This window comes from Pedobacter hartonius (genome assembly GCF_900107535.1).
In the GTDB taxonomy this organism is placed as follows: Bacteria; Bacteroidota; Bacteroidia; order Sphingobacteriales; family Sphingobacteriaceae; genus Pedobacter; species Pedobacter hartonius.
In genome coordinates this window covers 452,117-475,715 of record NZ_FNRA01000001.1, presented here as the reverse complement: position 1 = coordinate 475,715, position 23,599 = coordinate 452,117, and the positions used below count along the sequence as shown (strand labels likewise).

Genomic DNA, 23,599 nt, shown 5'->3' with positions numbered 1-23,599 from the left:
TTCATTGGTATATATTTTTTTTTATTTGTAATGAAGCTTGCATGAGCTAATACCAGCTTTTGGATTGTCAGCTCATGCAGGTGTTATTAAGGATACTAAACTATTTACGGAGAAGGGTTGAAAATGTATATGCCCAGGCATTTTTTTCATCCGGTTCAAAACTGATGCTGTCAATTTCTTTCCACAGATCAGGATCTATTAGCGGGAAAAAGGTATCCGCATCAAAAGTCCCTTTTACGACAGTTAAATAGATCTTATCCGTAACGGCCATGGCCATTTTATAGATCTCTGCGCCCCCTACGATAAACACTTCTTCGTTTTCATCACACAATGCGATGGCCGCGTCCAGAGTATTCACTACATCGGCGCCGGGGATCTCCAGTGAAGTATTGCGGGTGATCACAATATTCCTGCGCCTGGGCAGTGGTTTTCCTACCGACTCAAAGGTTTTTCTGCCCATGATCACGGTATGTCCGCTGGTGGTTTCTTTGAAGTGTTTCAGGTCTGCCGGCAAATGCCATAAAAGTTGGTTATCTTTTCCAATGCCGTGATTTTCGGCAATGGCTACCATAATTGAGATGATCATACGGCTACAGCGGCTTTAATATGCGGATGCGGCTCATAGCCTTTCAGGTTGAAATCCTCGAATTTGAAACTAAAGATATCTTTCACTTCAGGATTGATCTCCATTACAGGCAGGGCTTTGCTTTCCCTGCTGAGCTGAAGTTTTGCCTGGTCGATGTGGTTGTTGTACAGGTGTGCATCACCCAGGGTATGGATAAAGTCGCCATATTGCAAACCGCAAACCTGTGCCACCATCATGGTCAGCAAAGCATAGGAAGCAATATTAAACGGCACGCCCAAGAATATATCGGCACTGCGCTGATAAAGCTGGCAGCTCAGTTTGCCTTCGGCTACATAGAACTGGAAGAAGGCATGGCATGGCGGCAACGCCATTTCATCGATTTCGGCTACGTTCCATGCCGATACAATGATCCGTCTTGAATCCGGGTTGTTCTTTATCGTATCGATGATCTTGCTGATCTGGTCGATATGCCCGCCCTCAGGAGTTGGCCAGGAGCGCCACTGCGAACCATATACCGGGCCGAGGTTTCCGTCTTCGTCAGCCCATTCATCCCATATTTTTACATTGTTATCTTTCAGGTATTTGATATTAGTCTCGCCACTCAGGAACCAGATCAGTTCATGGATGATAGATTTGAGGTGTAATTTCTTGGTAGTTACCATTGGAAAACCTTCCTGGAGGTTGAAGCGCATCTGATAGCCGAAAACGCTGATGGTTCCTGTTCCTGTCCTGTCGTGTTTCTGTGCACCGGTATCCAGCACGTGCTGCATTAAATCCAGATATTGTTTCATCTATTTTTTTATTTTTTTTCATTGGTAAGATGGAGCCTTTGATGATTAAATTATTATTTACTCATGTCGGGTTCATAGTAAGAATTGAAGCATTCAGCTTAAGATACAAAACTAATTATTTTTTTGATGACAAAAGGAATATTAGAGCGCCATCAGGGATGGAATATTTAACATAATATTTAAGTTTGCCTCTCAATCTTTAAAAACACGAAATGCTTGCATTTGCCAATGCCAAAATCAATCTCGGCTTAAATGTGATTGAGAAGAGACCCGACGGTTACCACAATCTGGAGACAGTTTTTTATCCTGTAAAACTTTACGATGGGATAGAGATCACTGATGCGGAAAAAACTTCATGTGAGATCAGGGGGATTGACATACCTGGCGATACCACAGATAACATCTGCCTGAAAGCTTACGAGCTGCTCAAAAAGGATTTTGACCTGCCTGCACAGCAGATCACGCTGCTGAAGAATATTCCGGTGGGTGCGGGACTTGGGGGAGGATCAGCAGATGCGGCATTTCTGATCAAACTTGTCAATACGAAATTTGAATTGGGTTTAACTATGGCCCGGATGGAAGACTATGCCAGGGTACTTGGTGCCGACTGTGCCTTCTTCATTGAAAATCAGCCGGTATATGCTGGTGGCAGGGGGGATGAGTTTTCCCCGGTCCACATTGATCTGTCGTCTTATTTCGTGGTACTGGTAAAACCGCCTGTTCATGTTTCTACTGCAGATGCCTTTAGCGGTCTTAAGCCTGTGAGGCCTGCTGTCAATATCAGTGAGCTGATCAGTTTACCTCTTAACGAATGGAAAGGAAAGGTGAAGAACGATTTTGAGGAGACAATATTTCTGAAATACCCCGAAATATCGCAGATCAAACAGGATCTTTATCATGCGGGTGCCACATTTGCACTGATGAGTGGGAGTGGCTCAAGTGTTTTTGCGATATTTGATACTGCGGTTACCCTTCCGGAGTTAGAAAAAACAAACGGGGTATTTTACAATATTTAGAATCATGGAAATCAACTTAGTACGAAAAAATAAAAAATTTCATTTCGAAGCCGAAAACACAGAAGGACAAACCGTAGGAATTGATGCCAATCCTGCTATAGGCGGGGAAGGTAAGGGGTTCAGGCCGATGGAAATGTTACTTGTTGGATTGGGCGGCTGCAGCGGGATTGATATGATCAATGTGCTGACTAAGCAGAAAGAGCCATTGGAAGATGTAAAAATTAAAATCAATGCCACACGTAAGGACAATGAAGTCCCTGCAATATTTGACGTGATCAATATTCATTTCGATTTATACGGAGCACTAAGTGTTCAAAAAGTGGAGCGGGCACTGGACCTCACCTTTGAAAAATACTGTTCAGTGTCTAACATCATCGGCCGTTCAGCAACAATAGAATTCTCGTATGCTATCCATGCCTGATTTTAAAGCGCAAGCCTGAAATAAGTAGACCTCAGCTTTCCCGGTTGCGGAATAGCCATAAACACCGCAAATATCAGCTCCTATCATCTGTATGAGGATGAGCTTATCGTAAAAAAGTTAAGTTGTTGTTTATGTTGGCGAGGCCGGTTAGCTGATATACTCCCTGTCTTCTTCGCTCAGGCCATCTTTTGGCCCGGAGCTGATGTTCTCCTGGTCGGAGGATCTGTCATCATAGGTGCTAATCACAGTTCTTGGGCGGCCGGCAAGGTAGCCGAGAATAAAACCTATAAAAGTGCATACTCCTACGACCAGCAATTTTGAGATCTGTCCTTTACTCAGGATAAAGTCGAATTCTACAGCGTCTGTATTCATCATTAAAAAAACGGTGATCAATACGGTGAAAATGATGATAAAGATAGTTTTAGCGCGCATAATTCTAAAAAGTGAAGTTCAACATGAGTTCAAATATAGGATTCTGATGATATTCCCGGTTAACAAATACAATTCTTGTACCTAAATCCAGATCCGGTGAATAACGGAGAATATTCATCGTGCTGTGCAATTCAAACCCGTAAGTCTTGGGTTGGGAAATATTCGTTCCCTGACCGATATTTTCGTAATGGCAGAATATTCCGCCCCGCACATTGGTGATGTAGGCCAGGGGACCGATCTCCGCGTCAGGGAAAGCAATAGGGAAACGGTAGTTGAACAGGAGCGTATTTTTAAGTTTGCTTTTTGCCTGGATATTGTTGTAACCGTAAACCGTGTTGATGGCCGAGTTGTAGATCCAGATGCCGGAGCTCTCCTGGTAGTTGAAATTTGCAAGGAAGGTATGGTTTTTAGCGAGGCCCGGAAAATAGGCGAAACCTTCGGCTGCAAAAAGATTTCCGCTCAGGTTGTCATCAAAAGGCTGGGTCAGGTAAGTGAACCGGATGATCTGCGCCCACCTGGGTGCAATGTCTCTTTCAGCCGTGCGGATAGAATGCGAAAAGCTGAATCCTGTTTCGACGGGCAGGGTTAAGGTTTTGATAAAATTGGAAGGCATTGTTCCGGCATCGTACCGTTGTGTGTAACTCGTTCCGGCATTGACCGAAAAATCGAAAAAATGGTTTTGTGCGGTTAGTGTAAGTGGCACCTGCACCTGGAACCGGTAGTAGTTTTCTCTGAAGTCGCCCTGCTCGGTTCCGTTATTGCCTTCATAGAAAAACCTGCGGGGCCTGTTGTTGTAGCTGATATCGAAAATAGGGTAGAGACTTTTGAAGCTGATCCCGGCATTGTACTCTACCCGGCCGAGGTCCCTGTGATAGTCTGCCCCGATGTGGGTATCAAAAGTATTCAGCAGGTTGTTAGATTTTAGCTGAATACCCCAGACATATTCATCGAGTACTTCAGGGCTGATGCTGTGAAAATGGAAAGGGCTGCCGAGTTTTTTGTAGGGGGAAGAACTGAAAGTGCTATCCGGCACATTCGTGAACACATTGCCTGTATTTTCCTGTTTTGCCGCTGCGGCACCAAAAAAAACAAAATTGTTTTTCCCGGTCTCCGAAGCTTCAATTTTAGTTTTGGACACTTCGTATCCGTAGAGATTGAAATTATTGAAGATGATGCTGTCCGTACCGGGAATACGGCTCGGATTAAAGGCGCCGTATTTTGCGGCGCTGAGAGCACTTATTTTTCCGGAGGCTACATCTACATCGTAAATGTTGTCAATGCCGCTGTAGTGAGCGTTAAATGCGATCTTATCGCCAATGAATACCGGCCTGCTCAGCTGCTGCGGAGTCTCCCTGATGATTTTTCTGGTTTTGCCATTACTGTCAACCGTCCAGAGGGCTTTTCCCAGTTCGGAAACGCTGATGTAAGTGATCACTGTTCCGTCGCTGTTGAAAGAGGGTGTCTGGATCAGCAGGTTCTCCGGATTCGGATAGCTGCGGATGATCTTTCCATTTTCGGCATCCATCACGATCAGCTGTACTTTGTTGCTGAGGTCAATATTCACAGCAACGATCTTCGAGCCGTCGGCCGAAAGGGTAGGGGAGAAGATACGTGACCTGGAACTCAGCTTCTTGAGTTTTCCGGACTGTAGGTCATACCTGCAGATGACGCTATAACTCCTTCTCAGGAACCTGCCATCATATCTTACCTCGTCCCATACGATCCTGCCGTTTGCATAGCTGAACCAGGGTTGTTCCTGCTGGCCTATTTTCTGTATCCGGCGCTCTTTTTTGTTTTTATCGATCAGTATCAGTGTTGGAACTTCTGCTTTACTGCTCTTCAGTGCAAGAATATTCCCGTCAGGCATTTTTGCAGGCAGGTAATAATTGGTTTCATATCTGGCCTGGTGGTTGAGTGCCGGGTATTCTTTGGAAGGTGTGATCATTGCCTGGTGTTCCCAGTCTGATCTTATTTTTTTTGTCAGGGAGTCATACCACTGCTTTCCGGTTTGTCCGGTGTACTTCTTGAGGCTTCCTGCAAAAGGGTAAAGGCGTACCGGGCGTTTTTTGATGTCGGTAAGCAGGCTGTCGATAATATACTTTCCGGAATTTTCCCGAATGGCGGAAATCAGCAGGTAACCCAGCTGGTAATACCCCGGTATGACATCCTTTTCAGAACCGAAATTGGATTTGCTGTAAGAGTAGTTTTTCCCATTCAGGATGGCTGTGCGGTAAGGCATGATCCAGCTGGGCTGACGGCCTCTTCCTACATTAGTCAGGGAGGTCTCATTGCTTACTGCATCCCCCTCAAAAAACCAGCGCGGAAGGCTGGCGCCAAACCAGCCGAAATAAATTTCTTCAGGAAAAGGGTTAGCCTTTCCACCAGTCAGTTTATCGAACTGGGCAACATGGCGGAGCTCATGGATAGCGAGGTTGTTCAGCCAGTCCTGACTATCGAACGACTGGGGGGGGGTGGTAAAGAATTCCGACTTCTTGGGGGCAAGCTGGACGAAGGCGTTTGAAATCACCCCGCGGTTCTGAAGGATGACAGGTATCTGTGTTTTTTTTATCCCGAGGTTGCCGCCAACACTGCTGAAAACATAGGGGATTGTATTGGCCATCCGCTGTGCTTCTGGTTCCATTTCTACAGGGTAGATGATCCTGAAACCGGAGCTGTTAATTTGCCTCCAGTTTACACTAAGTGGGTTTTGTTCACTGTCATATATCTGTCCTTGTACGTTATTTGATATAAGTATTGAGGTGAATAAAGTTAATATGCTGATTATAAGATTTATATTGTGTTTCAAATTATGTATAGTATAGGTATGCTAAAATATTTAGTTTTTCAAAAGGATGCATTTCAGGAATATATCTTGTAATCAGTTATATAAGTAATGTTAAAAATCTGATAATTATCTGTTTATATAAAGTAGTTAATTTTAATTTAGTGTTTAAATATGGTTTTAAGCGCTGTTTAATTGATAAATTAATTTCTATTTTTATCAATTTAATTCCGTTCTTAAACCAAGTGTTGAAGATACACTATTTCGGGAGATAACAAGAAATAAAAAATGCAGTTTAACACTTTAAATATGCGGAATAGTGCCAGCGCGGGAGCTCCTCCCCTGTTCAGAAACGGCGGAATATCAGCTTCTGCTTTTGCGTTTTTTGTATACCGGATAGAGGAAAACCGCAGACAGGATCAAGGCAGATCCCATGTAAAAACCAGTTGACATGGTCTCTTTATGACCAAAGAAAATGAACGCTAACAGGATGCCGTAAACAGGTTCCAGGTTGCTGATGAGGGCTACTCTGAAGGCCGACAAGGTGCGCATTACTGACACGCCTGCGATGTAGGCAAGTGCGGTACATATGGTGCCCAGAACCATCAGGCAGATCCAGTCTGAGGCACTTAAATTGAAGCGTTCCTGAAGCAGGCTGCCATCGAGTAAACGGTAGATAGTGATCCAGAAAAAGGCGCCTGACAGCTCATAAAATCCGATCACTTTGGCATCGCTTTTCTGTGCAAAAGTTGAGTTGATGATAGAGAATAAACTGGAGGCAACAGCGGCGGAAAGCCCCAGGATAATACCCTCGGTATAGCTGGACTCGAACTTAAAGATCAGGTAAATTCCAAAGATGATCACCAGGCCGATGAACATGTCGCCAGCCTGTATGCGGGTCTTTTTAATGAGAGGTTCAAGTATAGCTGTAAACAGGGTAAAGGAGGAGAGGCAGACCAGTGTAACCGATACGGTGGATACTTTAATGGCCTGGAAAAACAGGATCCAGTGGAGGGCCACAATAGCTCCTGTGAAGAAGAACTGCAGGAACTGCCGGGTGGTTACTTTCAGGTTTAGCCCGCTCAGTTTAAAATAAATGAAGAGCGTTATACTCGCAATCATCACCCTGTACCATACCATTTGTACGGCATCTACAGAGATCAGTGCGCCGAGGATGCCCGTGAAACCCCAGATGAAAACGGTGAAATGAAGGATAAGGAGGTTTTTGTTAACGTCTGAAAGAGCGCTTCTGGTCATTATTTTGGTGCTTTTTTTAACAGGTACAGACCCAATACTCCAAAGAATATGGTCGGTATCAATACAGCCAGCAGTGGTGGAATGCCGCCCTTGAGGGAAAACATTTTAGCGAACTGGTTCATTACAATATACAGGAAACTTAAAACAATACCTATTCCAAGGGGTAGTCCTACTCCCCCTCTTACCTTTCTGGAAGATAAGGCTACGCCGATCAATGTCAGTACAAAGGCAGATAGGGGCTGGAACCAGCGCTTGTATTCCTCAAACAGCAGGTCGTTCCAGATGCCTGATCCCCTGATTTTCTCTTTCCTGATCTTGTCAGACAGCTCCTGGTTGCTGAGGTTTTCATATATGTTTTCATAGGCCGAGAAGTCGTCCGGGCGCATGTCCAGGACAGTGTCCTTTTCCTTGGCCAGACCGGTAACCATTGTCTCTTTCAGCCCTTTGATATAACGGATGGAGTAGTTGGTCAGCTTCCAGCTGTGCTTGACAGAGTCCCATTTGATCTGATCTGCGATCAGTTTTTTTGTCAGGATATCCCCATTGAAGTTGTCCAGCGAGAAGCGGTATCCCGACTTGGTTTTATTGTTAAAGTCATCGATATAGATATACGTATTCTCATCCAGCTTCATATGAATATTCAGCTTGCTGGGAGAATCGTTTTTCTTGATATAGGTGTTCTCAAAGCTGTTTTTAAGCGTATTGGTATAAGGGAGTATGTATAAATTGGCGCCAAGATTGGCGGCAAAAATAATAAAAGCCGATGCAAAATACGGCAGCAGAAAACGGTTAAAGCTTACTCCGCCGCTGAGGATCGGTACAATTTCTGTCTGGTCGGCCATCTTTGCCGTAAAAAAGATCACGGCAATAAAGTTGATCAGCGGCGACAGCATGTTTACGTAAAAGGGTATAGACCCTGCATAATACAGCGTGATTACCTGCCAGAAAGAGAGGTTGTTGCCTAGAAAATCATCGAGTTTCTCAGAGAGGTCAAAAATGATGATGATCACTACGAATATCGACAGGGTAAAAACGAATGTACCCAGGTATTTGCCAATAATATAGCCGTCAATAATTTTTAATCTGCTTTTGAGGATATTCATTTATAATTTATTCCCTAATATAGTTACCATTTTGTTTTTCCAGGCGTAGAACTCGCCGGAAATGATCTTTTCTCTGGCTTCTTTGACAAGCCACAGATAAAAATGGAGGTTGTGTAGTGTAGCAATCTGTGCGCCCAGCATCTCTTTCGAGTGCATCAGATGCCTCAGATAGGCCTTGGAATAGACCTGGTCGGCATATAAATCACTCTCCGCGTCTATCGGTGAGAAATCATCCGCCCATTTTTTATTGCCAATGTTGATAATACCGTTCCTGGTGAAAAGCATCCCGTTCCTGGCATTTCGGGTGGGCATTACACAGTCAAACATATCAATGCCCAGTGCAATGTTCTCCAGGATATTGATGGGTGTACCCACGCCCATGAGGTAACGCGGTTTTTCCACAGGCAGGACGTTGCAGACTACCTCAGTCATCGCGTACATTTCTTCGGCAGGTTCCCCAACGGAAAGTCCCCCGATTGCGTTTCCTTCGCGGTCCATTGAGGCGATGAATTCAGCAGATTTGATACGCAGATCCTTGTATACAGAGCCCTGTACGATAGGGAAAAGCGTCTGATCGAAACCGTATTTTGGCTCGGTGGTGTCAAACCGGTTGCAGCAGCGTTTCAGCCATCTGTGGGTCATGTTAATGGAATTTGCAGCATATTTATAATCACAGGGATAAGGTGTGCATTCATCAAATGCCATGATGATATCGGCACCGATGGTACGCTGGATATCCATCGCATACTCCGGGCTGAACAAATGTTTGGACCCGTCAATATGGGAGCGGAAGGTAACACCTTCTTCTTTGATCTTGTTTACTTTGCTCAGGGAATAAACCTGATAGCCACCGCTGTCTGTTAAAATAGGACGGTCCCAGCCGATAAATTGATGCAGTCCGCCAGCTCCTTCAATGATGTCCAGCCCTGGCCTGAGGTATAAATGATAGGTATTGCCTAAGATTATTTTTGCATCAATATCATTTTTCAGCTCACGCTGATGTACCGCTTTAACGGTTCCTGCGGTGCCAACCGGCATAAAGATAGGGGTCTGGATATCGCCATGGGCAGTGGTAACCACGCCTGCCCGGGCTTTAGACTGGGTATCGCTGGCCTGTAAGGTAAATTTCATAAATATGTGTACGATTCAAAAAATCTCGGCAAAAATAGCAAAAAACAGCCGGTTTACCGCTTTAATTTTTTATCAACATACAGTTGCATTACAGATTAAAAAGCAGAAATTTGGATCTTTCAAAAATACATCGTGGAATTAACCTTATCAGAGAGCTGCCTGCTGGGCGCCCTCATTTTTTGTTTTGTCATTCAGCTCTATTTCAGTCTGTTCGTCCATTTAAAACTCGCACTGGTAAAAGTGGAGGAGATACCGGTGCATGCCCCTAAACCACTGAGTGTGGTCATTTGCGCACGCAATGAGGCCGAAAATTTAAAGCAGTACCTGCCTTATGTGCTTCATCAGGAATATCCTGACTTTGAGGTGATTGTAGTGAATGACCGCTCCTGGGACAAAACCAGAGAGGTGCTGGAAGAATTTGCCGCTGAATACAAACATCTTAAAGTAGTTACTGTAGCTGAGGGCGAAAAGTTCATCGCAGGGAAGAAGTTCGCTGTCACCATGGGTATCAAGGCTGCTGTGAATGAATGGCTCGTATTTACCGATGCGGATTGCCAGCCGGCAACGGCTAACTGGCTGATGGGGATGCAACAGCCCGAAAATGAAGCTAGCGAGATCGTATTGGGCTATTCTCCTTATATGCGCAAGGGTGGATTGCTGAATGGCCTGATCCGTTTTGAAACTTTTTTTACGGCGGTAAACTACCTGTCATTTGCCCTGAAAGGCATGCCTTATATGGGCGTAGGCAGGAATATGGCCTACAAAAAGTCGTTGTTTTTTAAGAAAAAAGGGTTTGCGGCACATATGCATATCCCCTCGGGAGATGACGATCTGTTTGTAAATGCGCATGCAAACAGGCACAATATAGAGATCCGGATAAATAAGGACACACACGTTTGGTCGGTGCCTAATTCTACTTTTTCGGGTTACCTGAAACAGAAGAAAAGGCATTTCGGAGCAGGAAAAATGTACAAGGCAGGGCATAAATTTATCCTGTCTGCGCAGGTCATTATCCAGTTTTTGTTTTACGCATTGTTCATTGCAAGCCTGTTTTTTAGTCCTGCAAATTATATCGCCGCCAGTGTTTTTGTACTGAGCCTGATCATCAGAAGTTTTATTTATCCGCGCCTGCTGAACCGTTTGAATTACCCCGGTTTGAGGTGGTGGTTTCCTCTTTTGGATATTCTTCTGTTCATTTTCTTAGTGTTTAATGGCATTCTGTCTATATTTGTCAAAAAAGTAAAGTGGAAATAAGCTCAGCCCTCATTCAAAAATATTTTAAAAACCTCAGCGAAGATCAGATCTCGAAGTTTGATCAGTTGTACGATCTGTACAGCTTTTGGAATGCCCAGATCAATGTGATCTCCCGCAAAGATATCGAGGAACTGTATGAACGCCATATCCTGCACTCCCTTGGAATTGCTAAATTCTGCGCCTTCAAACCTGGGGAGAAGGTGCTTGACGTAGGTACGGGAGGCGGTTTTCCCGGTATTCCCCTGGCTATCCTTTTTCCTGAAACGCAGTTCCACCTTGTAGATTCTATCGGAAAGAAGATTAAAGTGGTGACGGAAGTTGCGGCTGCATTGGGTTTAACAAATGTAAAAGCCTCTCATTTGCGCGCAGAGCAGGTGACCGACAAGTATGACTTTGTGGTTTCACGTGCAGTAACACGCCTGTCGGACTTCTACCCCTGGATCAAAGGAAAGTTTAATAAGGACTCAAAAAATGCAATTGCCAATGGTATTTTGTATCTAAAGGGCGGCGAACTGACAGAAGAGATCAAAGAATCGAAACTGAAAGCAGAGCTCTATCCGCTGTCTGATTACTTTGATGAGGCCTTTTTTGAGACTAAGTATGTAGTCTACATTCCGCAATAAATAAAAAAGATTACCACTCAATATGGGTTTAGCATTAAGTTGGCCCATGAGTTTAATCCATCAGATCGCCCTTACCTTAATTCACAACGTAGGCCATGTGACTGCCAAAAGTCTGCTGGCCGAATTTGGTACCCCTGAAGCTGTTTTTTCTGCAAGCAGGGAACAGCTGCTTGGTATTGAAGGCATTGGTACGGTTACGGCCGACCGTATACTTCATACCGACGCCCTCGCCCGGGCAGAGGAACAGTTAAAGTTCCTGAAGAAACACCATATCGAAGTTCTTTTTTATACGGCGGAACGGTACCCGCAACGGCTGAAAAGCTGTTATGATGCTCCTGTACTGTTGTATTACAGGGGTACTGCTGACTTGAACCACCCAAGGATTGTTAGCATTGTAGGCACCAGAATGGCCAGTCCATACGGCCTGATGATCTGCGAACAGCTGGCAGAAACACTGCAGCATTACAATGTGCTGGTCGTGAGCGGACTTGCTTATGGAATCGATGTGGCAGCCCACAGGCAAAGCCTGCAGTTCGATATCCCTACAGTAGGAATTCTGGGCCATGGGCTGGACCGCCTTTACCCTTCCGTACACACGCAGATTGCAGGTAAGATGCTTAAGAATGGCGGGCTGCTCACCGAATTTCCTCCATATACCAATGTGGATAAAGAGAACTTCCCGAGGCGGAACCGGATTATTGCCGGGATTGCCGATGTAACGATTGTTGTCGAAGCAGCCCTGAAAGGGGGAGCACTGATCACAGCCGAAATCGCCAATTCCTATAACAGGGATGTGTTCGCTTTCCCCGGCAGAACCACAGACCGCTACTCCGAAGGCTGTAATTTCCTGATCAAAACCAATAGGGCAGGACTTCTGAGCCATGCCCGTGACCTGGTGTATTATATGGGATGGGAGGCTGCCGCCAGTGCTGGTGATGGTCAGCAAACTACGCTGGCAATAGCACTTTCCGCACCGGAAACGGCAATTATGGCTATACTCAGGTTAGGCCCGCTGCGGATAGATGAACTGGCGGTAAAAGCTGGAATACAGCAAAGTAAACTGCCAATACATCTGCTCAACCTGGAGATTAAAGGAATGATTATGACCCGTCCCGGCAATGTTTACCAGGCGGTTTAGCACAATGACTCCCTAAACTTACAATATATTAGCCCGCTCGGGGGACAATTTACCCCCATGTTTCAGAATTAAATTTCTTCAGAATCCTGAAATCAAAATTTGATTATGAATGAAATTTTTAAATAAAAATCTAGGAATCAAGTCGTATTTTTGTTTCATGTGGTATAACAATATATTAGAGACAATTGGGAATACTCCCCTGGTAAGGTTAAACAACATTACCAAAGAAATTGAGGCGACTGTACTGGCTAAAATAGAAACCACTAACCCCGGTAACTCTATCAAAGACCGCATGGCCGTTAAAATGATTGAGGATGCTGAAAAGAGCGGAAAGCTGAAACCAGGCGGTACGATCATTGAAGGTACCTCGGGAAATACGGGTATGGGACTTGCTATGGCAGCAATTATCAAAGGATACAAATGTATCTTCACTACAACCGACAAGCAAAGTAAAGAGAAGGTAGATGCCTTACGTGCTTTTGGAGCGGAAGTGATTGTCTGTCCCACCAATGTTGAACCTGAGGATCCACGTTCCTATTATTCGGTTTCATCCCGTTTAGAGCGTGAAGTTCCGAACTCATGGAAGCCAAACCAATATGATAACCTGTCGAATACCCAGGCACATTATGAACAAACGGGACCTGAAATATGGGCCCAAACCGAAGGAAAGATTACCCATCTGGTTGTAGGGGTTGGTACCGGCGGTACCATATCCGGTACAGGAAAGTACCTGAAAGAGCAAAACCCTGATATCAAAGTATGGGGTATTGATACTTATGGATCTGTATTTAAAAAGTATAAAGAAACCGGAATTCTCGATAAAAATGAGATCTATCCTTATATTACTGAGGGGATCGGAGAAGATTTTCTTCCTAAGAATGTAGATTTTGATATCATTGATCTTTTTGAAAAAGTGACGGATAAGGATGCTGCCCTGATGACACGCGATATTGCGCGCAAGGAGGGGATCTTTGTAGGAAACTCTGCAGGTTCAGCGATTGCAGGACTATTGCAGCTGAAAGATAAACTTAAACCTGAAGACGTTGTCGTGGTGATTTTTCATGACCACGGTAGCCGTTATATGGGTAAAATGTACAATGAGGATTGGTTGCGTGAACGCGGATTCCTGAAGGATGAAAAGTTGACTGCAAAGGCTATTATTGCTAAAAAGGAACAGACTGAGATCTTTACTATAGACTGTGAGAAGACGATTGCGGAGGCGATCAATACGATGAACACGATGAATATCTCGCAGATTCCGGTAACCCAGCAGGGGATGATAGTTGGTAAACTGGCAGAAGGGGATATTCTGAAAGCGCTCATGGAAAGTCCATCGCTGAAATCAGCTTCGGTGAAAGAGATTATGTCTGCTTCGTTTCCTTTTGTAGATTTGAATACGTCGATAGATAAGATCTCTGCGCTGATCAATAAGGAGAATAGTGCGGTATTGGTTGAGGATGAGAAAGGGCAGTTTGAGATTATTACGCAGTATGATATTATTAATGCGATATCTGGTTAGACAAAGCTTTTTGTTAAAAACCGGTTGCGAGAAACTCTTGTATAAACCAGTTGGCGATCAGGAGCTTAAGGTTATCTGGCTTCGCTGAAAAAAATGAATCCCTCTTTCGATGCTCTATGCTGCTGAAGCGCAGCAGAAGGCATCGAAAGAGGGATTCATTTTTTTTTGAGGTTATCCTGCAGCATGATGCCCTGTATAATGGTCTTTGCAGCATCTTATCCCATATCTCTTTCCTTAATCTCCATCCTTTATCCTTGGATACTCCCTTTGCTATTCTTTATCTCCGGATAATCCCTTCCAATTTTTTAGTGGCTCGGACCGTTGCCATCCACACGTTTGATCTGGGCGCCTAAGGCACGCAAACGAGTGTCGATGTCCTGGTATCCGCGTTCAATCTGTTCGATGTTATAGATGGTAGAGGTTCCTTCTGCGGATAGGGCGGCGATCAGGAGTGATACACCTGCACGGATATCCGGGGAGGTCATGCTGATTCCTCTGAGTTTATATTGTTTATCTATTCCGTTTACGGTTGCCCTGTGGGGATCACACAAGATGATCTGGGCACCCATGTCGATCAGTTTATCAACGAAGAACAGGCGGCTTTCGAACATTTTCTGATGGATCAGAACGGATCCTTTGGCTTGTGTAGCAATCACCAGGACGATGCTCAGCAGGTCAGGAGTGAAGCCCGGCCATGGAGAATCTGCAATGGTGAGGATAGAACCGTCGATGAATGTATCGATGATATAGTGTTTCTGGGAAGGAATATAGATGTCGTCACCTCTCAGTTCGAAATTTATCCCGAGTTTCCTGAATACATCAGGGATCATTCCCAGCTCACTGTAACATACGTTTTTAATGGTGATCTCTGACTCGGTCATGGCAGCAAGGCCAATGAAGGAGCCGATTTCGATCATGTCAGGCAGCATTCTGTGTTCCGTTCCGCCCAGTTTGGTTACGCCTTCGATGGTTAGGAGGTTAGAGCCTATTCCGGAGATTTTGGCGCCCATGCGGTTCAGCATTTTGCAAAGTTGCTGCAGATAGGGTTCGCATGCAGCGTTGTATATGGTGGTAATGCCCTTTGCCAGTACGGCAGTCATTACGATATTTGCGGTACCTGTTACTGACGCTTCATCAAGCAGGATATAGGTACCCTGCAGGTTGGTGGCATCCACGTTGAAGAAGGATTCTTTGGCATCGTATACGAACTTTGCACCTAGTTTTTCAAATCCGAGAAAGTGGGTGTCCAGTCTGCGGCGGCCGATCTTGTCACCTCCCGGTTTAGGGATTGCAGCTTTACCGAAACGGCCTAAAAGGGGGCCTACGATCATGATTGAACCTCTCAGGCTTCCTCCTTTAGACTTAAAAGTATCTGATTTGAAGAATTCGAGGTTGATATCTTTGGCTTCAAAAGTATAGGTATCCTTTGATAAGCGCTCCACTATAACGCCGAGATCACCTAAAAGCTCTATCAGTTTGTTGACATCTTTGATGTCCGGGATATTGCTGACAGTGATTTTCTCTTCCGTAAGTAAAACGGCAGAAATGATCTGCAGGGCTTCATTTTTTGCACCCTGTGGATGGATTTCACCCTTTAACTTCTTCCCGCCTATAATTTCAAATGCGTTCATGTATGCTTAACCTGTAAATGTATGTGTAAATATGCCCTTAGTGTCTTTGCTTCGCGTTATTATTGTTACTGCGGGGGCGGTTGTTGTTACTGTTATTGTTTTGTCTTCCTTTGTTATTATTGTTATTATTGCGTCCGCGGTTGGCATTGGCAGCCGGCCTGTTTACAGGAGGCCTGAATTCAACTTTCGCCAGGTTGACGTTTTCTTCCAGTTCCAGCTGCCCGCCGGATAGCTCACGGAGGTTTTTGAAAATGGTTTCATCGGCTACGCTATCCTTATTCCAGGTAACATAGGCCATTTTCATAAAGTTGGCAATGCCCTGAACCATGGCAGCCCTGCGTTCAGGCTCGTCCACGGCCTTAGCCCTTTCAATCAGGACCTCAACCGTTTTACCATAATGTTTGTACTTGATCTTTTGCTGTGGATAGCCAATATGTGCAGGTTTTACCAGGGCAGCTTCAGGTGTTGGTTTTGGATATGGGCTGTCTACTTCTATCTTATATCCGGAGATAATATGTAAGTGATCCCATAATTTATGCTTAAAATCGGCAACATCTCTTAAATGTGGGTTCAGAAAACCCATCAGATCAATCACTGCCTGTGCATATTTATTACGCTCTTCCAGATCGGGAAGTTCAATAATATACTTCACCATGTTCTGTACATTACGTCCGTATTCTGCAAGAATTAGCTCGTTTCTTGTGGTGTTATAGTCGAAATTCATTCTATATTATTTCTAATGGCCTTCGCTGAAGGGGGATATAAAAGCGTTAATGGCCTGTTTTAGTATATTTTGGTTAAAGATAAACCTTATTTTACAATCCGCAATTTAGCAAATTTTAATAACAATTGTTTGTTTCCCAATCCCTGGAAAAAAACTGTAGCTTTTACATCAGGTAAAGTACCTTCCAGGTTGATGATTTTTCCAAAACCAAACTTCTCATGTTCTACTTCCATACCATTCTGAAATGCATTTGCAGCATCAGGCCTGAAACCGGGAGTAGGAATATGCGCTGTTGGTAACATCGTGTTCTTGGGCCTTGCGGAAACGGAAGTTGCCGTACCGGAAACTGAGGGTTTTGGCTTGCTGAAAGAATCTGAGTCCCGCTGCTGTGACCATGACCTGCGCTCACCGTCAAAACTATCCGAACCAATGCTGGTCTTGGGCGCCTTTACGGTTTCCAGTTCCAGGTATTTTGCATTGATCTCGCTGATAAAACGGCTTGGCTCACAGTTGGTGAGGGTTCCCCAGCGGTATCTTGAAGTGGCATAGGTAAGCGTTAGTTTTTTCTCGGCACGTGTGATGGCTACATAAAAGAGCCGGCGTTCCTCTTCAAGGTCTGTTCTCGAATTCAGTGACATTTGTGAAGGGAAAAGGTTCTCTTCCAGTCCTACCACAAATACATTCTTGAATTCAAGTCCTTTGGCGGAGTGGATGGTCATCATCGATACAGTATCTTTCAGCTTGTCATCTTCGCGGTCATCATTGGTGAGCAGTGCAATATCCTGCATAAAGATAGCCAGGCTACGGTCTTCAATATCTTCGCGCTCTGCGAATTCTTTGATACCGTTCAGTAACTCCTGGATATTTTCGTACCTGCTGCGGCCTTCAATACTGTCATCTGTATGGAGTTCTTTCAGAATGCCGGAATGTTGTGATATATATAAGGCGGTCTCATAGGCGTCCAGTTTTTTAGATTCTGCCTGGAAGCTTTTGATCAGCATCGCAAAATCGTTCAGCTGGTTAGCGATACGGCCTGCGATATATTTCTGCGGGTCCTGGATCACTTTCCACATCGTGATGTTGTGCTGATCTGCCGCAACGATGATCTTGTCAACGGTGGTATCCCCAAGTCCCCTGCGGGGGTAGTTGATGACCCTTTTAATAGCTTCCTCATCGCTTGGGTTAAAGGTTAAGCGGAAATAGGCGATCAGATCCTTGATCTCTTTCCTTTGGTAGAAGGATAAGCCGCCGTATATCTTATAAGGTACGCTTAATTTTCTTAAGGCTTCCTCCATTGCCCTCGACTGGGCATTTGTACGGTAAAGAATGGCGAAATCATTGTAGTTTAAGCCGTTTGAAGACCTGTCCTGTACGATGGCTTCGGCAACGATCTTACCTTCTTCATTGTCTGTAAAAGCACGTGAAACCTTAATCCTGTCACCGGATTCGTTTTCAGAGAAAACATTCTTCTCCAACTGGTTTTTGTTGTTGGCAATAATGCTGTTTGCCACCTCCACGATATTTTGTGTAGAGCGGTAGTTTTGTTCCAGTTTATAGACTTTCAGATCCGGATAATCTTTCTCGAAGTTCAGGATATTCTGGATGTTTGCCCCCCTGAAACCGTAGATACTTTGCGCATCATCACCCACCACGCAGATGTTCTGGTAAGCGGCAGCAAGTTTTTTTACGATGGTATATTGCGAAAAGTTAGTATCCTGGTACTCATCTACCATCAGGTATTTAAATTTCTGCTGGTACTTATTCAGTACATCAGGATGGTTCTTTAAAAGCACGTTGGTCTTGAACAGCAGATCATCAAAATCCATTGCCCCGGCCTTGAAACAGCGTTTGGTATAGGTTTCATAGATCACACCCAGCATCGGGCGTTTATTACTGAGGTCTTCAGCCTGGATCTCTGCACTCTGCATATATTCTACATGGCTGACCAGGTTATTTTTTGCAGAAGAAATGCGGTTATAAACGAAATTAGCATTATACAATTTATCATCCAGCTGCATCTCGCGCAGGATAGCCCTGATCAGGCTTTTACTGTCATCAGTATCGTAGATGGTAAAATTTGAAGGATAACCTATCTTTTCGGCCTCCACGCGCAGTATTTTTGCAAATACAGAGTGGAAAGTTCCCATCCAGAGGTTTTTCGCCTCGGGGCCAACTACCTTTGAGATACGCTCACGCATGTCTTTGGAGGCTTTGTTGGTAAAGGTTAATACCAATATATTAAATGCGTCTACACCCTTTTCAATCAAATGTGCCACCCGGTAAGTAATTACCCGGGTTTTACCTGATCCTGCACCTGCAACGATCATTGCTGGTCCCTGGGTGTTCTCTACTGCTGCACGTTGCTGAGGGTTTAATCCTGCTAAGTAATCCAAATTGAATCTGTTTTGCTTTAATAAAGCTACAAAAATAATAAAACTCCGGGTTCTTATGGTAAGATGTTAATAAATTGAACGAAGAACATTTTTCTTTAACCGGTGCTGGTTTTTCCGTTACGGGAAAGAGAGAACACAATGGCGTAGGTCTCAACAGTATCCTTAATATAGAGCGCTATAGCCTGGATCATCTTTTGAGCCGTTTCTATATCGAATACCCCTTCCAGGTAACTGATATTGCCTTTGAAATCCTGTTTGAACCCTGAAATGAGTTGCCTGGTCACCCTATTGACATCTCCATTATTCAGGTCCAGCTGTATTTTCAGCTCCTCGTTGCTGCAGGCCCAGCTCAAAGTTAACAGGATGTGTTTCTTTACATAGGATTCAAAACCTTCATTATACTGGTCAATCCAGACGTAAATTGCTGAGAATGATGCTTGTCGTACCATTCTCGTTTTGAGCATGTGATCTTCCATAATTGTTTGTACTTAACGGAACCTGATAACCGGAGAACAGAACAATGCGGAAAATGATCTCCCCAGGGTTTAATTAAATAATTATGACAATTCGTTCCTTAATTACACTTTACGTGTAAAATTTATTTATGGTTAAGTTATTCATAAACAGCTATTTGATATGTAAATATGATGAAAACTGTGCGTAATAGCGAATTGTGTATCAAATAATTTATAAAATGTAAAATATTTTCTCGGTTTAGTCCGTTTAGCGTATAACAGGGATGTGAGCATCTTTAAGTTGTCGCGAAAATAGAAGAAGGGTAGGGAATACAAAACAGATTTTCAATTATTATATATTTGTCCAAATTCAATTGTTATGCAAGAGATTAAAAGATATGTAGAAGAAAACAAGCAGCGTTTTCTGGATGAGTTGTTCGAACTGCTGCGCTTTCCATCGGTAAGTGCAGATCCAAAATACAAGGACGATGTGCTGAAAGCTGCTGATTTTGTGGCCGAAAAGCTAAGGGAAGCAGGTGCAGACCAGGTGGAAGTTTGCCAGACTGCAGGATATCCGATTGTATATGGTGAAAAGATCATTGACGCGGCACTGCCAACAATTTTGGTGTATGGTCATTATGATGTTCAGCCGGCAGATCCGCTGGAATTATGGCATACGCCTCCCTTTGAGCCAACCATTCGTGATGGAAAGATCTATGCAAGGGGTTCTGCAGATGATAAAGGGCAATTCTTTATGCATGTGAAAGCTTTTGAGCTGATGATGAAAACCAATACACTGGCCTGTAATGTTAAATTCATGATTGAAGGCGAAGAGGAAGTTGGATCGGTTAGCCTTGGCCCTTTTGTAAAGGAAAATGCAGCGCGTTTAATGGCTGACGTGATCCTGATCTCGGATACCTCGATGATCAGTATGGAAAACCCTTCAATAGAAACCGGCTTACGTGGTATGTCATACCTTGAAGTGGAAGTTACCGGGCCGAACAGGGACCTTCACTCGGGCATCTATGGCGGTGCAGTGGCCAACCCGATCACTATCCTCTGCCAGATGATCGCCTCTTTACATGATGAAAATAACCACATTACCATTCCTGAGTTTTATACTAAAGTAGTAGAACTGACTGAAACCGAAAGGACGGCTTTGAACTCTGCACCCTTTGATCTGGAGCAGTACAAGACTGAGCTGGGTATCGCTGAGGAATGGGGTGAAAAGGGTTATTCTACTTTGGAACGTAACGGTATAAGACCAACATTAGAAGTAAACGGCATTTGGGGCGGTTATACTGGTGAGGGTGCGAAAACGGTACTGCCGTCAAAAGCACATGCCAAAATCTCTTTGCGCCTGGTACCCAACCAGAGTTCTGCTGAAATTGCCGTCATCTTCCAGCAACATATGGAAAGGATCGCACCGGCATCAGTAAAGGTAAAAGTGATCAATCATCATGGGGGTGAGCCGGTGGTTACGCCAACAGACAGTCTGGCTTACCGTGCTGCTGAAAAAGCGATTGAAGATAGTTTTGGTAAAACACCTGTCCCTACAAGGGGTGGAGGCAGTATACCTATTGTAGCCTTGTTTGAAGATGTACTTGGTATCAAATCTGTATTAATGGGTTTTGGGCTGAACAGTGATGCACTGCATTCGCCAAATGAAAAGTACGACATTTTTAATTATTATAAAGGAATAGAGACCCTGCCGCTGTTCCACAAGTATTTTGCGGAACTGAATAAATAATTTTATTAATTTTATGATAAAGGGTGGCTGTTAAGCTGCCCTTTTGTATTTTTACGCCGTGCCTCCACCGATAAAGAAGAAACCTACAGAGCTGTTGAAAAGAGCAACAGCAGCAAAGACATCAGGTACGGCCAAACCGGCTGTAAGAAGAAAAAAAGCCCCTGTTAAGAAAAAAAGAGCAATGCCACTGCAGTTCAAGATGCTGATAGCGGCACTGTTGCTGATCCTGTTCTCCCCCTTGTATTACGGATATGTGCTGAAGCTCTTTAGTTCTTCGGTCAGCTGGATCAAAGACATCGGGGGAGATCCGAATTACCGTACCTATAAAAGTTATGCGATCCGTATTCCAAAGAATTTCAGTATCCATGGGATAGATGTGTCTTCCTATCAGGGAAAGATAGACTGGAAGAAGGTAAAGGTGATGAAAGAAGACAGCGTGCATGTCACATTTGCTTTCATCAAGGCTACTGAAGGCATCTCAAATGTAGATCCTTATTTCCAGAGAAACTGGAGGGAGGCACCCAAGGCGGGTATTGTTTGCGGGGCTTACCATTATTTTATCCCGAGGAAATCTGGCTTATGGCAGGCCCGGTTCTTCCTGCAGACCGTTAAGTTTGAGGAGGGTGACCTGCCCCCGGTGATAGATGTGGAGGACCTCAGCGGTCAGTCGCCCGAAAAAATGCGCAAAGAACTGACGGATTTCATCAGCCATGTAGAAAAGAAAACCGGGGTAAAGCCGATCATTTATTCCGGGCTGGTATTCTATAAAGATTACCTTAAAGGTCATTTTGATGGTTATCCGCTATGGATTGCGCATTATTACCAGGCAGAACTGAAGGCGGGGGTAGGTACCAAATGGCATTTCTGGCAGCATTCCGATAGAGCCAGAATTACTGGGATCAGCCATGTGGTAGACTTCAATGCTTTCAAGGGCGATAGCCTTGCTTTTCAGCAGATGCTGATCAAGTAAATTGATTGAGCGGAGCGGGATACCCGTTGTATCTCTGCGCGGGCTGTATCAAAGAGCTGCTTTTTAAGAAATTTGTAATAACAGGAACAAATTCCAATCTTCCTTTGTTAGGATAGGCGAAGCAATTGGAACAAAAAATCTATATTTGCCGAAATAAATCAAATCAGCTGTCTGTAATAACAGCTGAACAAGCAATAAATTATTTAACTTAATAAGATTCCAATGAGTATTAAACCCAATACAGTGGTTTCATTAACGTACGAACTGCATACGACTAATGAAGAAGGACAACAAGTTTTCGTAGAAAAAGCTGATGAGCAGAACGCCTTGGTTTTCTTATACGGTACCGGCATGATGTTGCCTAAATTTGAAGAGCATTTGGCTGGACTAAATGTTGGTGATGAGTATAAATTTGAGTTAAGCGCAGTTGACGGTTACGGTGAACAAGACCCGGGAGCTTTCGCTGATCTTCCAAAAGATATGTTCAAGGATGTTGACCTGCCAAACGTGGGCGATGTTATTCCTTTACAGGATAACGAGGGAAATCACTTCAGGGCTGGTGTTACCGGTGTTCATGAAGATACGATCTCTGTAGATTTAAACCACCCTATGGCTGGTAAAAACCTGATCTTTGGCGGAACGATTCTTGCTGTTCGTGATGCAACTGAAGACGAATTAAGTCATGGTCATGCACATGGTGCAGACGGACATTCAGGTCACTAGTCTGATAAATAAATTCATAAAAAAGGTGCAGAGATGATCTGCACCTTTTTTATTGTCTGAAATTCTTAATTTTCTTTAACCAGTTTGCTGCATTTTTCACAGATGCCATAGGCTGTGGTATTTATCGTTGACGCTTTAAAACCTTTGGGCATCGCCATTTTGGGTACTTTAACTTCGAGGCAGTAGATCTTGGCGCAGTTCGTACAGTTAAAGTGCACATGTTCATCATGGTGGTGTTTCTCTGAGCAGTCCGCAGAGCAGATGGCATAATTTGCGGTTCCGTTCATATCCATAATTCTGTGCAGGATTCCCTTGTCCTCATAGATATTCAATATCCTGTAAAGGGTAACCCTGTCTATTTCTTTTCCCAGTTTTTTCTCTAATTCGGGCTGCGATATCGCGACGGTGTCCAATGCAATCTCCTCTAAAACACGAACTCTTTGTTTCGTATGTTTCAACGAATGTTCTTTTAATATGTCGGCTGGATTGATTTTCATAGTTATCGGGTAATATACAAATATACCAATAGCCTGAGCCTGTAGCAAATAAATAAATACAGGATGAGTAAAGCAGAAAGCACGGTAGCTGGATGTATCACCTCGTTACCGTGCTTTCATTTTTATGAGAATAAGGGCAAACTTAGTTACTTTCGAGGTAGTCAAGGCCCTTTTGAGTGATGGTTACAGAGGGGTGCGCTTCATCGGGGTGATAGGCGATAAAACCCATTCTTTCCAGTTCGTCATAAGTTTCTTCCATTCCACCAAGAATAGAAGAGCTTACCTGTTTTTCGATTGACGCTAATAGCGTTTTAATTTCTTCTCTTTCCATGATTATAGCTTAATATAATATAAACAAAATGGGCATGATAAAGTTTAGCATGCCCATTCTTATTTATATTAT

At 44.0% G+C, this 23,599-nt stretch carries 22 protein-coding genes; 9 read left to right on the top strand and 13 right to left on the bottom strand.

Annotation, left to right across the window (positions count from 1 at the left end):
- Positions 1-100 precede the first annotated feature (100 nt).
- Both BLW16_RS02140 and BLW16_RS02135 read right to left on the bottom strand, forming a co-directional pair.
- Positions 101-586 (bottom strand): dihydrofolate reductase, encoded by a 486-nt coding sequence (locus BLW16_RS02140; protein WP_090554675.1) that lies wholly within the window; start codon positions 584-586, stop codon positions 101-103.
- Entirely contained in the window at positions 583-1,377 is a 795-nt protein-coding gene (locus tag BLW16_RS02135; RefSeq protein WP_090554673.1) for a thymidylate synthase, read from the bottom strand. Before BLW16_RS02135 ends, BLW16_RS02140 begins: the two co-directional genes overlap by 4 nt.
- Before the next feature lie 212 nt (positions 1,378-1,589).
- Here BLW16_RS02135 and ispE point away from each other — a divergent pair, with 212 nt between their 5' ends.
- Positions 1,590-2,393 carry a 4-(cytidine 5'-diphospho)-2-C-methyl-D-erythritol kinase gene (gene ispE / locus BLW16_RS02130; RefSeq protein ID WP_090554671.1) on the top strand — a complete coding sequence of 268 codons (804 nt, stop codon included), beginning with the start codon at positions 1,590-1,592 and terminating at the stop codon, positions 2,391-2,393.
- 4 nt (positions 2,394-2,397) lie between these two features.
- Positions 2,398-2,814, top strand: coding sequence for an OsmC family protein (locus BLW16_RS02125; RefSeq protein ID WP_090554669.1), 417 nt, complete (start codon positions 2,398-2,400; stop codon positions 2,812-2,814).
- A gap of 147 nt (positions 2,815-2,961) precedes the next feature.
- Here BLW16_RS02125 and BLW16_RS02120 read toward each other — a convergent pair whose 3' ends face one another.
- The 5 genes from BLW16_RS02120 to tgt form a co-directional block, all read right to left on the bottom strand.
- Entirely contained in the window at positions 2,962-3,246 is a 285-nt protein-coding gene (locus BLW16_RS02120) for a LapA family protein (RefSeq protein WP_090554667.1), read from the bottom strand.
- A gap of 4 nt (positions 3,247-3,250) precedes the next feature.
- Entirely contained in the window at positions 3,251-5,887 is a 2,637-nt protein-coding gene (locus BLW16_RS02115; RefSeq protein ID WP_245735102.1) for a TolB family protein, read from the bottom strand.
- A gap of 504 nt (positions 5,888-6,391) precedes the next feature.
- Positions 6,392-7,285 carry a DMT family transporter gene (locus BLW16_RS02110; RefSeq protein WP_090554663.1) on the bottom strand — a complete coding sequence of 298 codons (894 nt, stop codon included), beginning with the start codon at positions 7,283-7,285 and terminating at the stop codon, positions 6,392-6,394.
- Positions 7,285-8,388: an LptF/LptG family permease gene (locus tag BLW16_RS02105; RefSeq protein WP_090554661.1), complete on the bottom strand. Its 1,104-nt coding sequence runs from the start codon at positions 8,386-8,388 to the stop codon at positions 7,285-7,287. Before BLW16_RS02105 ends, BLW16_RS02110 begins: the two co-directional genes overlap by 1 nt.
- A complete protein-coding gene (gene tgt, locus BLW16_RS02100; RefSeq protein WP_090554659.1) occupies positions 8,389-9,519 on the bottom strand; it encodes a tRNA guanosine(34) transglycosylase Tgt in 1,131 nt (376 codons plus the stop codon). It lies immediately after the preceding gene.
- 132 nt (positions 9,520-9,651) lie between these two features.
- Between tgt and BLW16_RS02095 the strand changes: the two genes are divergently transcribed.
- The 4 genes from BLW16_RS02095 (at position 9,652) to BLW16_RS02080 (ending at position 14,053) form a co-directional block, all read left to right on the top strand.
- The gene (locus BLW16_RS02095; protein ID WP_090554657.1) at positions 9,652-10,773 is read left to right on the top strand and encodes a glycosyltransferase; all 1,122 of its coding nucleotides are present in this window, start codon (positions 9,652-9,654) and stop codon (positions 10,771-10,773) included.
- Positions 10,764-11,396 carry a 16S rRNA (guanine(527)-N(7))-methyltransferase RsmG gene (rsmG, locus tag BLW16_RS02090; RefSeq protein ID WP_090554655.1) on the top strand — a complete coding sequence of 211 codons (633 nt, stop codon included), beginning with the start codon at positions 10,764-10,766 and terminating at the stop codon, positions 11,394-11,396. The genes BLW16_RS02095 and rsmG overlap by 10 nt, the downstream gene beginning before the upstream one ends.
- A gap of 46 nt (positions 11,397-11,442) precedes the next feature.
- Positions 11,443-12,534: a DNA-processing protein DprA gene (dprA, locus tag BLW16_RS02085; RefSeq protein WP_090554653.1), complete on the top strand. Its 1,092-nt coding sequence runs from the start codon at positions 11,443-11,445 to the stop codon at positions 12,532-12,534.
- Between the two features lie 157 nt (positions 12,535-12,691).
- Positions 12,692-14,053, top strand: a complete 1,362-nt coding sequence (locus BLW16_RS02080) for a pyridoxal-phosphate dependent enzyme (RefSeq protein WP_090554651.1) — start codon at positions 12,692-12,694, stop codon at positions 14,051-14,053.
- Positions 14,054-14,358: 305 nt separating this feature from the next.
- Here the strand turns inward: BLW16_RS02080 and murA are convergent, their stop codons facing one another.
- From murA to BLW16_RS02060, 4 genes are all read right to left on the bottom strand, one after another.
- On the bottom strand, positions 14,359-15,684 hold the full coding sequence (gene murA, locus BLW16_RS02075) for a UDP-N-acetylglucosamine 1-carboxyvinyltransferase (RefSeq protein ID WP_090554649.1): 1,326 nt from the start codon (positions 15,682-15,684) through the stop codon (positions 14,359-14,361).
- A 37-nt stretch (positions 15,685-15,721) separates the two neighbouring features.
- Positions 15,722-16,408 carry a DUF4290 domain-containing protein gene (locus BLW16_RS02070; protein WP_090554647.1) on the bottom strand — a complete coding sequence of 229 codons (687 nt, stop codon included), beginning with the start codon at positions 16,406-16,408 and terminating at the stop codon, positions 15,722-15,724.
- Positions 16,409-16,494: 86 nt separating this feature from the next.
- On the bottom strand, positions 16,495-18,801 hold the full coding sequence (locus BLW16_RS02065) for an ATP-dependent helicase (RefSeq protein WP_090554643.1): 2,307 nt from the start codon (positions 18,799-18,801) through the stop codon (positions 16,495-16,497).
- Between the two features lie 95 nt (positions 18,802-18,896).
- Entirely contained in the window at positions 18,897-19,250 is a 354-nt protein-coding gene (locus BLW16_RS02060; RefSeq protein ID WP_139298237.1) for a hypothetical protein, read from the bottom strand.
- 385 nt (positions 19,251-19,635) lie between these two features.
- Between BLW16_RS02060 and BLW16_RS02055 the strand changes: the two genes are divergently transcribed.
- From BLW16_RS02055 to BLW16_RS02045, 3 genes are all read left to right on the top strand, one after another.
- On the top strand, positions 19,636-21,006 hold the full coding sequence (locus tag BLW16_RS02055; protein ID WP_090554639.1) for a dipeptidase: 1,371 nt from the start codon (positions 19,636-19,638) through the stop codon (positions 21,004-21,006).
- A gap of 58 nt (positions 21,007-21,064) precedes the next feature.
- Positions 21,065-21,976: a glycoside hydrolase family 25 protein gene (locus BLW16_RS02050; RefSeq protein ID WP_245735101.1), complete on the top strand. Its 912-nt coding sequence runs from the start codon at positions 21,065-21,067 to the stop codon at positions 21,974-21,976.
- A 222-nt stretch (positions 21,977-22,198) separates the two neighbouring features.
- Positions 22,199-22,699 carry an FKBP-type peptidyl-prolyl cis-trans isomerase gene (locus BLW16_RS02045; RefSeq protein ID WP_090554637.1) on the top strand — a complete coding sequence of 167 codons (501 nt, stop codon included), beginning with the start codon at positions 22,199-22,201 and terminating at the stop codon, positions 22,697-22,699.
- A gap of 65 nt (positions 22,700-22,764) precedes the next feature.
- Here the strand turns inward: BLW16_RS02045 and BLW16_RS02040 are convergent, their stop codons facing one another.
- Positions 22,765-23,196, bottom strand: coding sequence for a Fur family transcriptional regulator (locus BLW16_RS02040; RefSeq protein ID WP_090554634.1), 432 nt, complete (start codon positions 23,194-23,196; stop codon positions 22,765-22,767).
- Positions 23,197-23,338: 142 nt separating this feature from the next.
- Positions 23,339-23,527, bottom strand: a complete 189-nt coding sequence (locus BLW16_RS02035; RefSeq protein ID WP_090554632.1) for a hypothetical protein — start codon at positions 23,525-23,527, stop codon at positions 23,339-23,341.
- Positions 23,528-23,599: the final 72 nt, after the last annotated feature.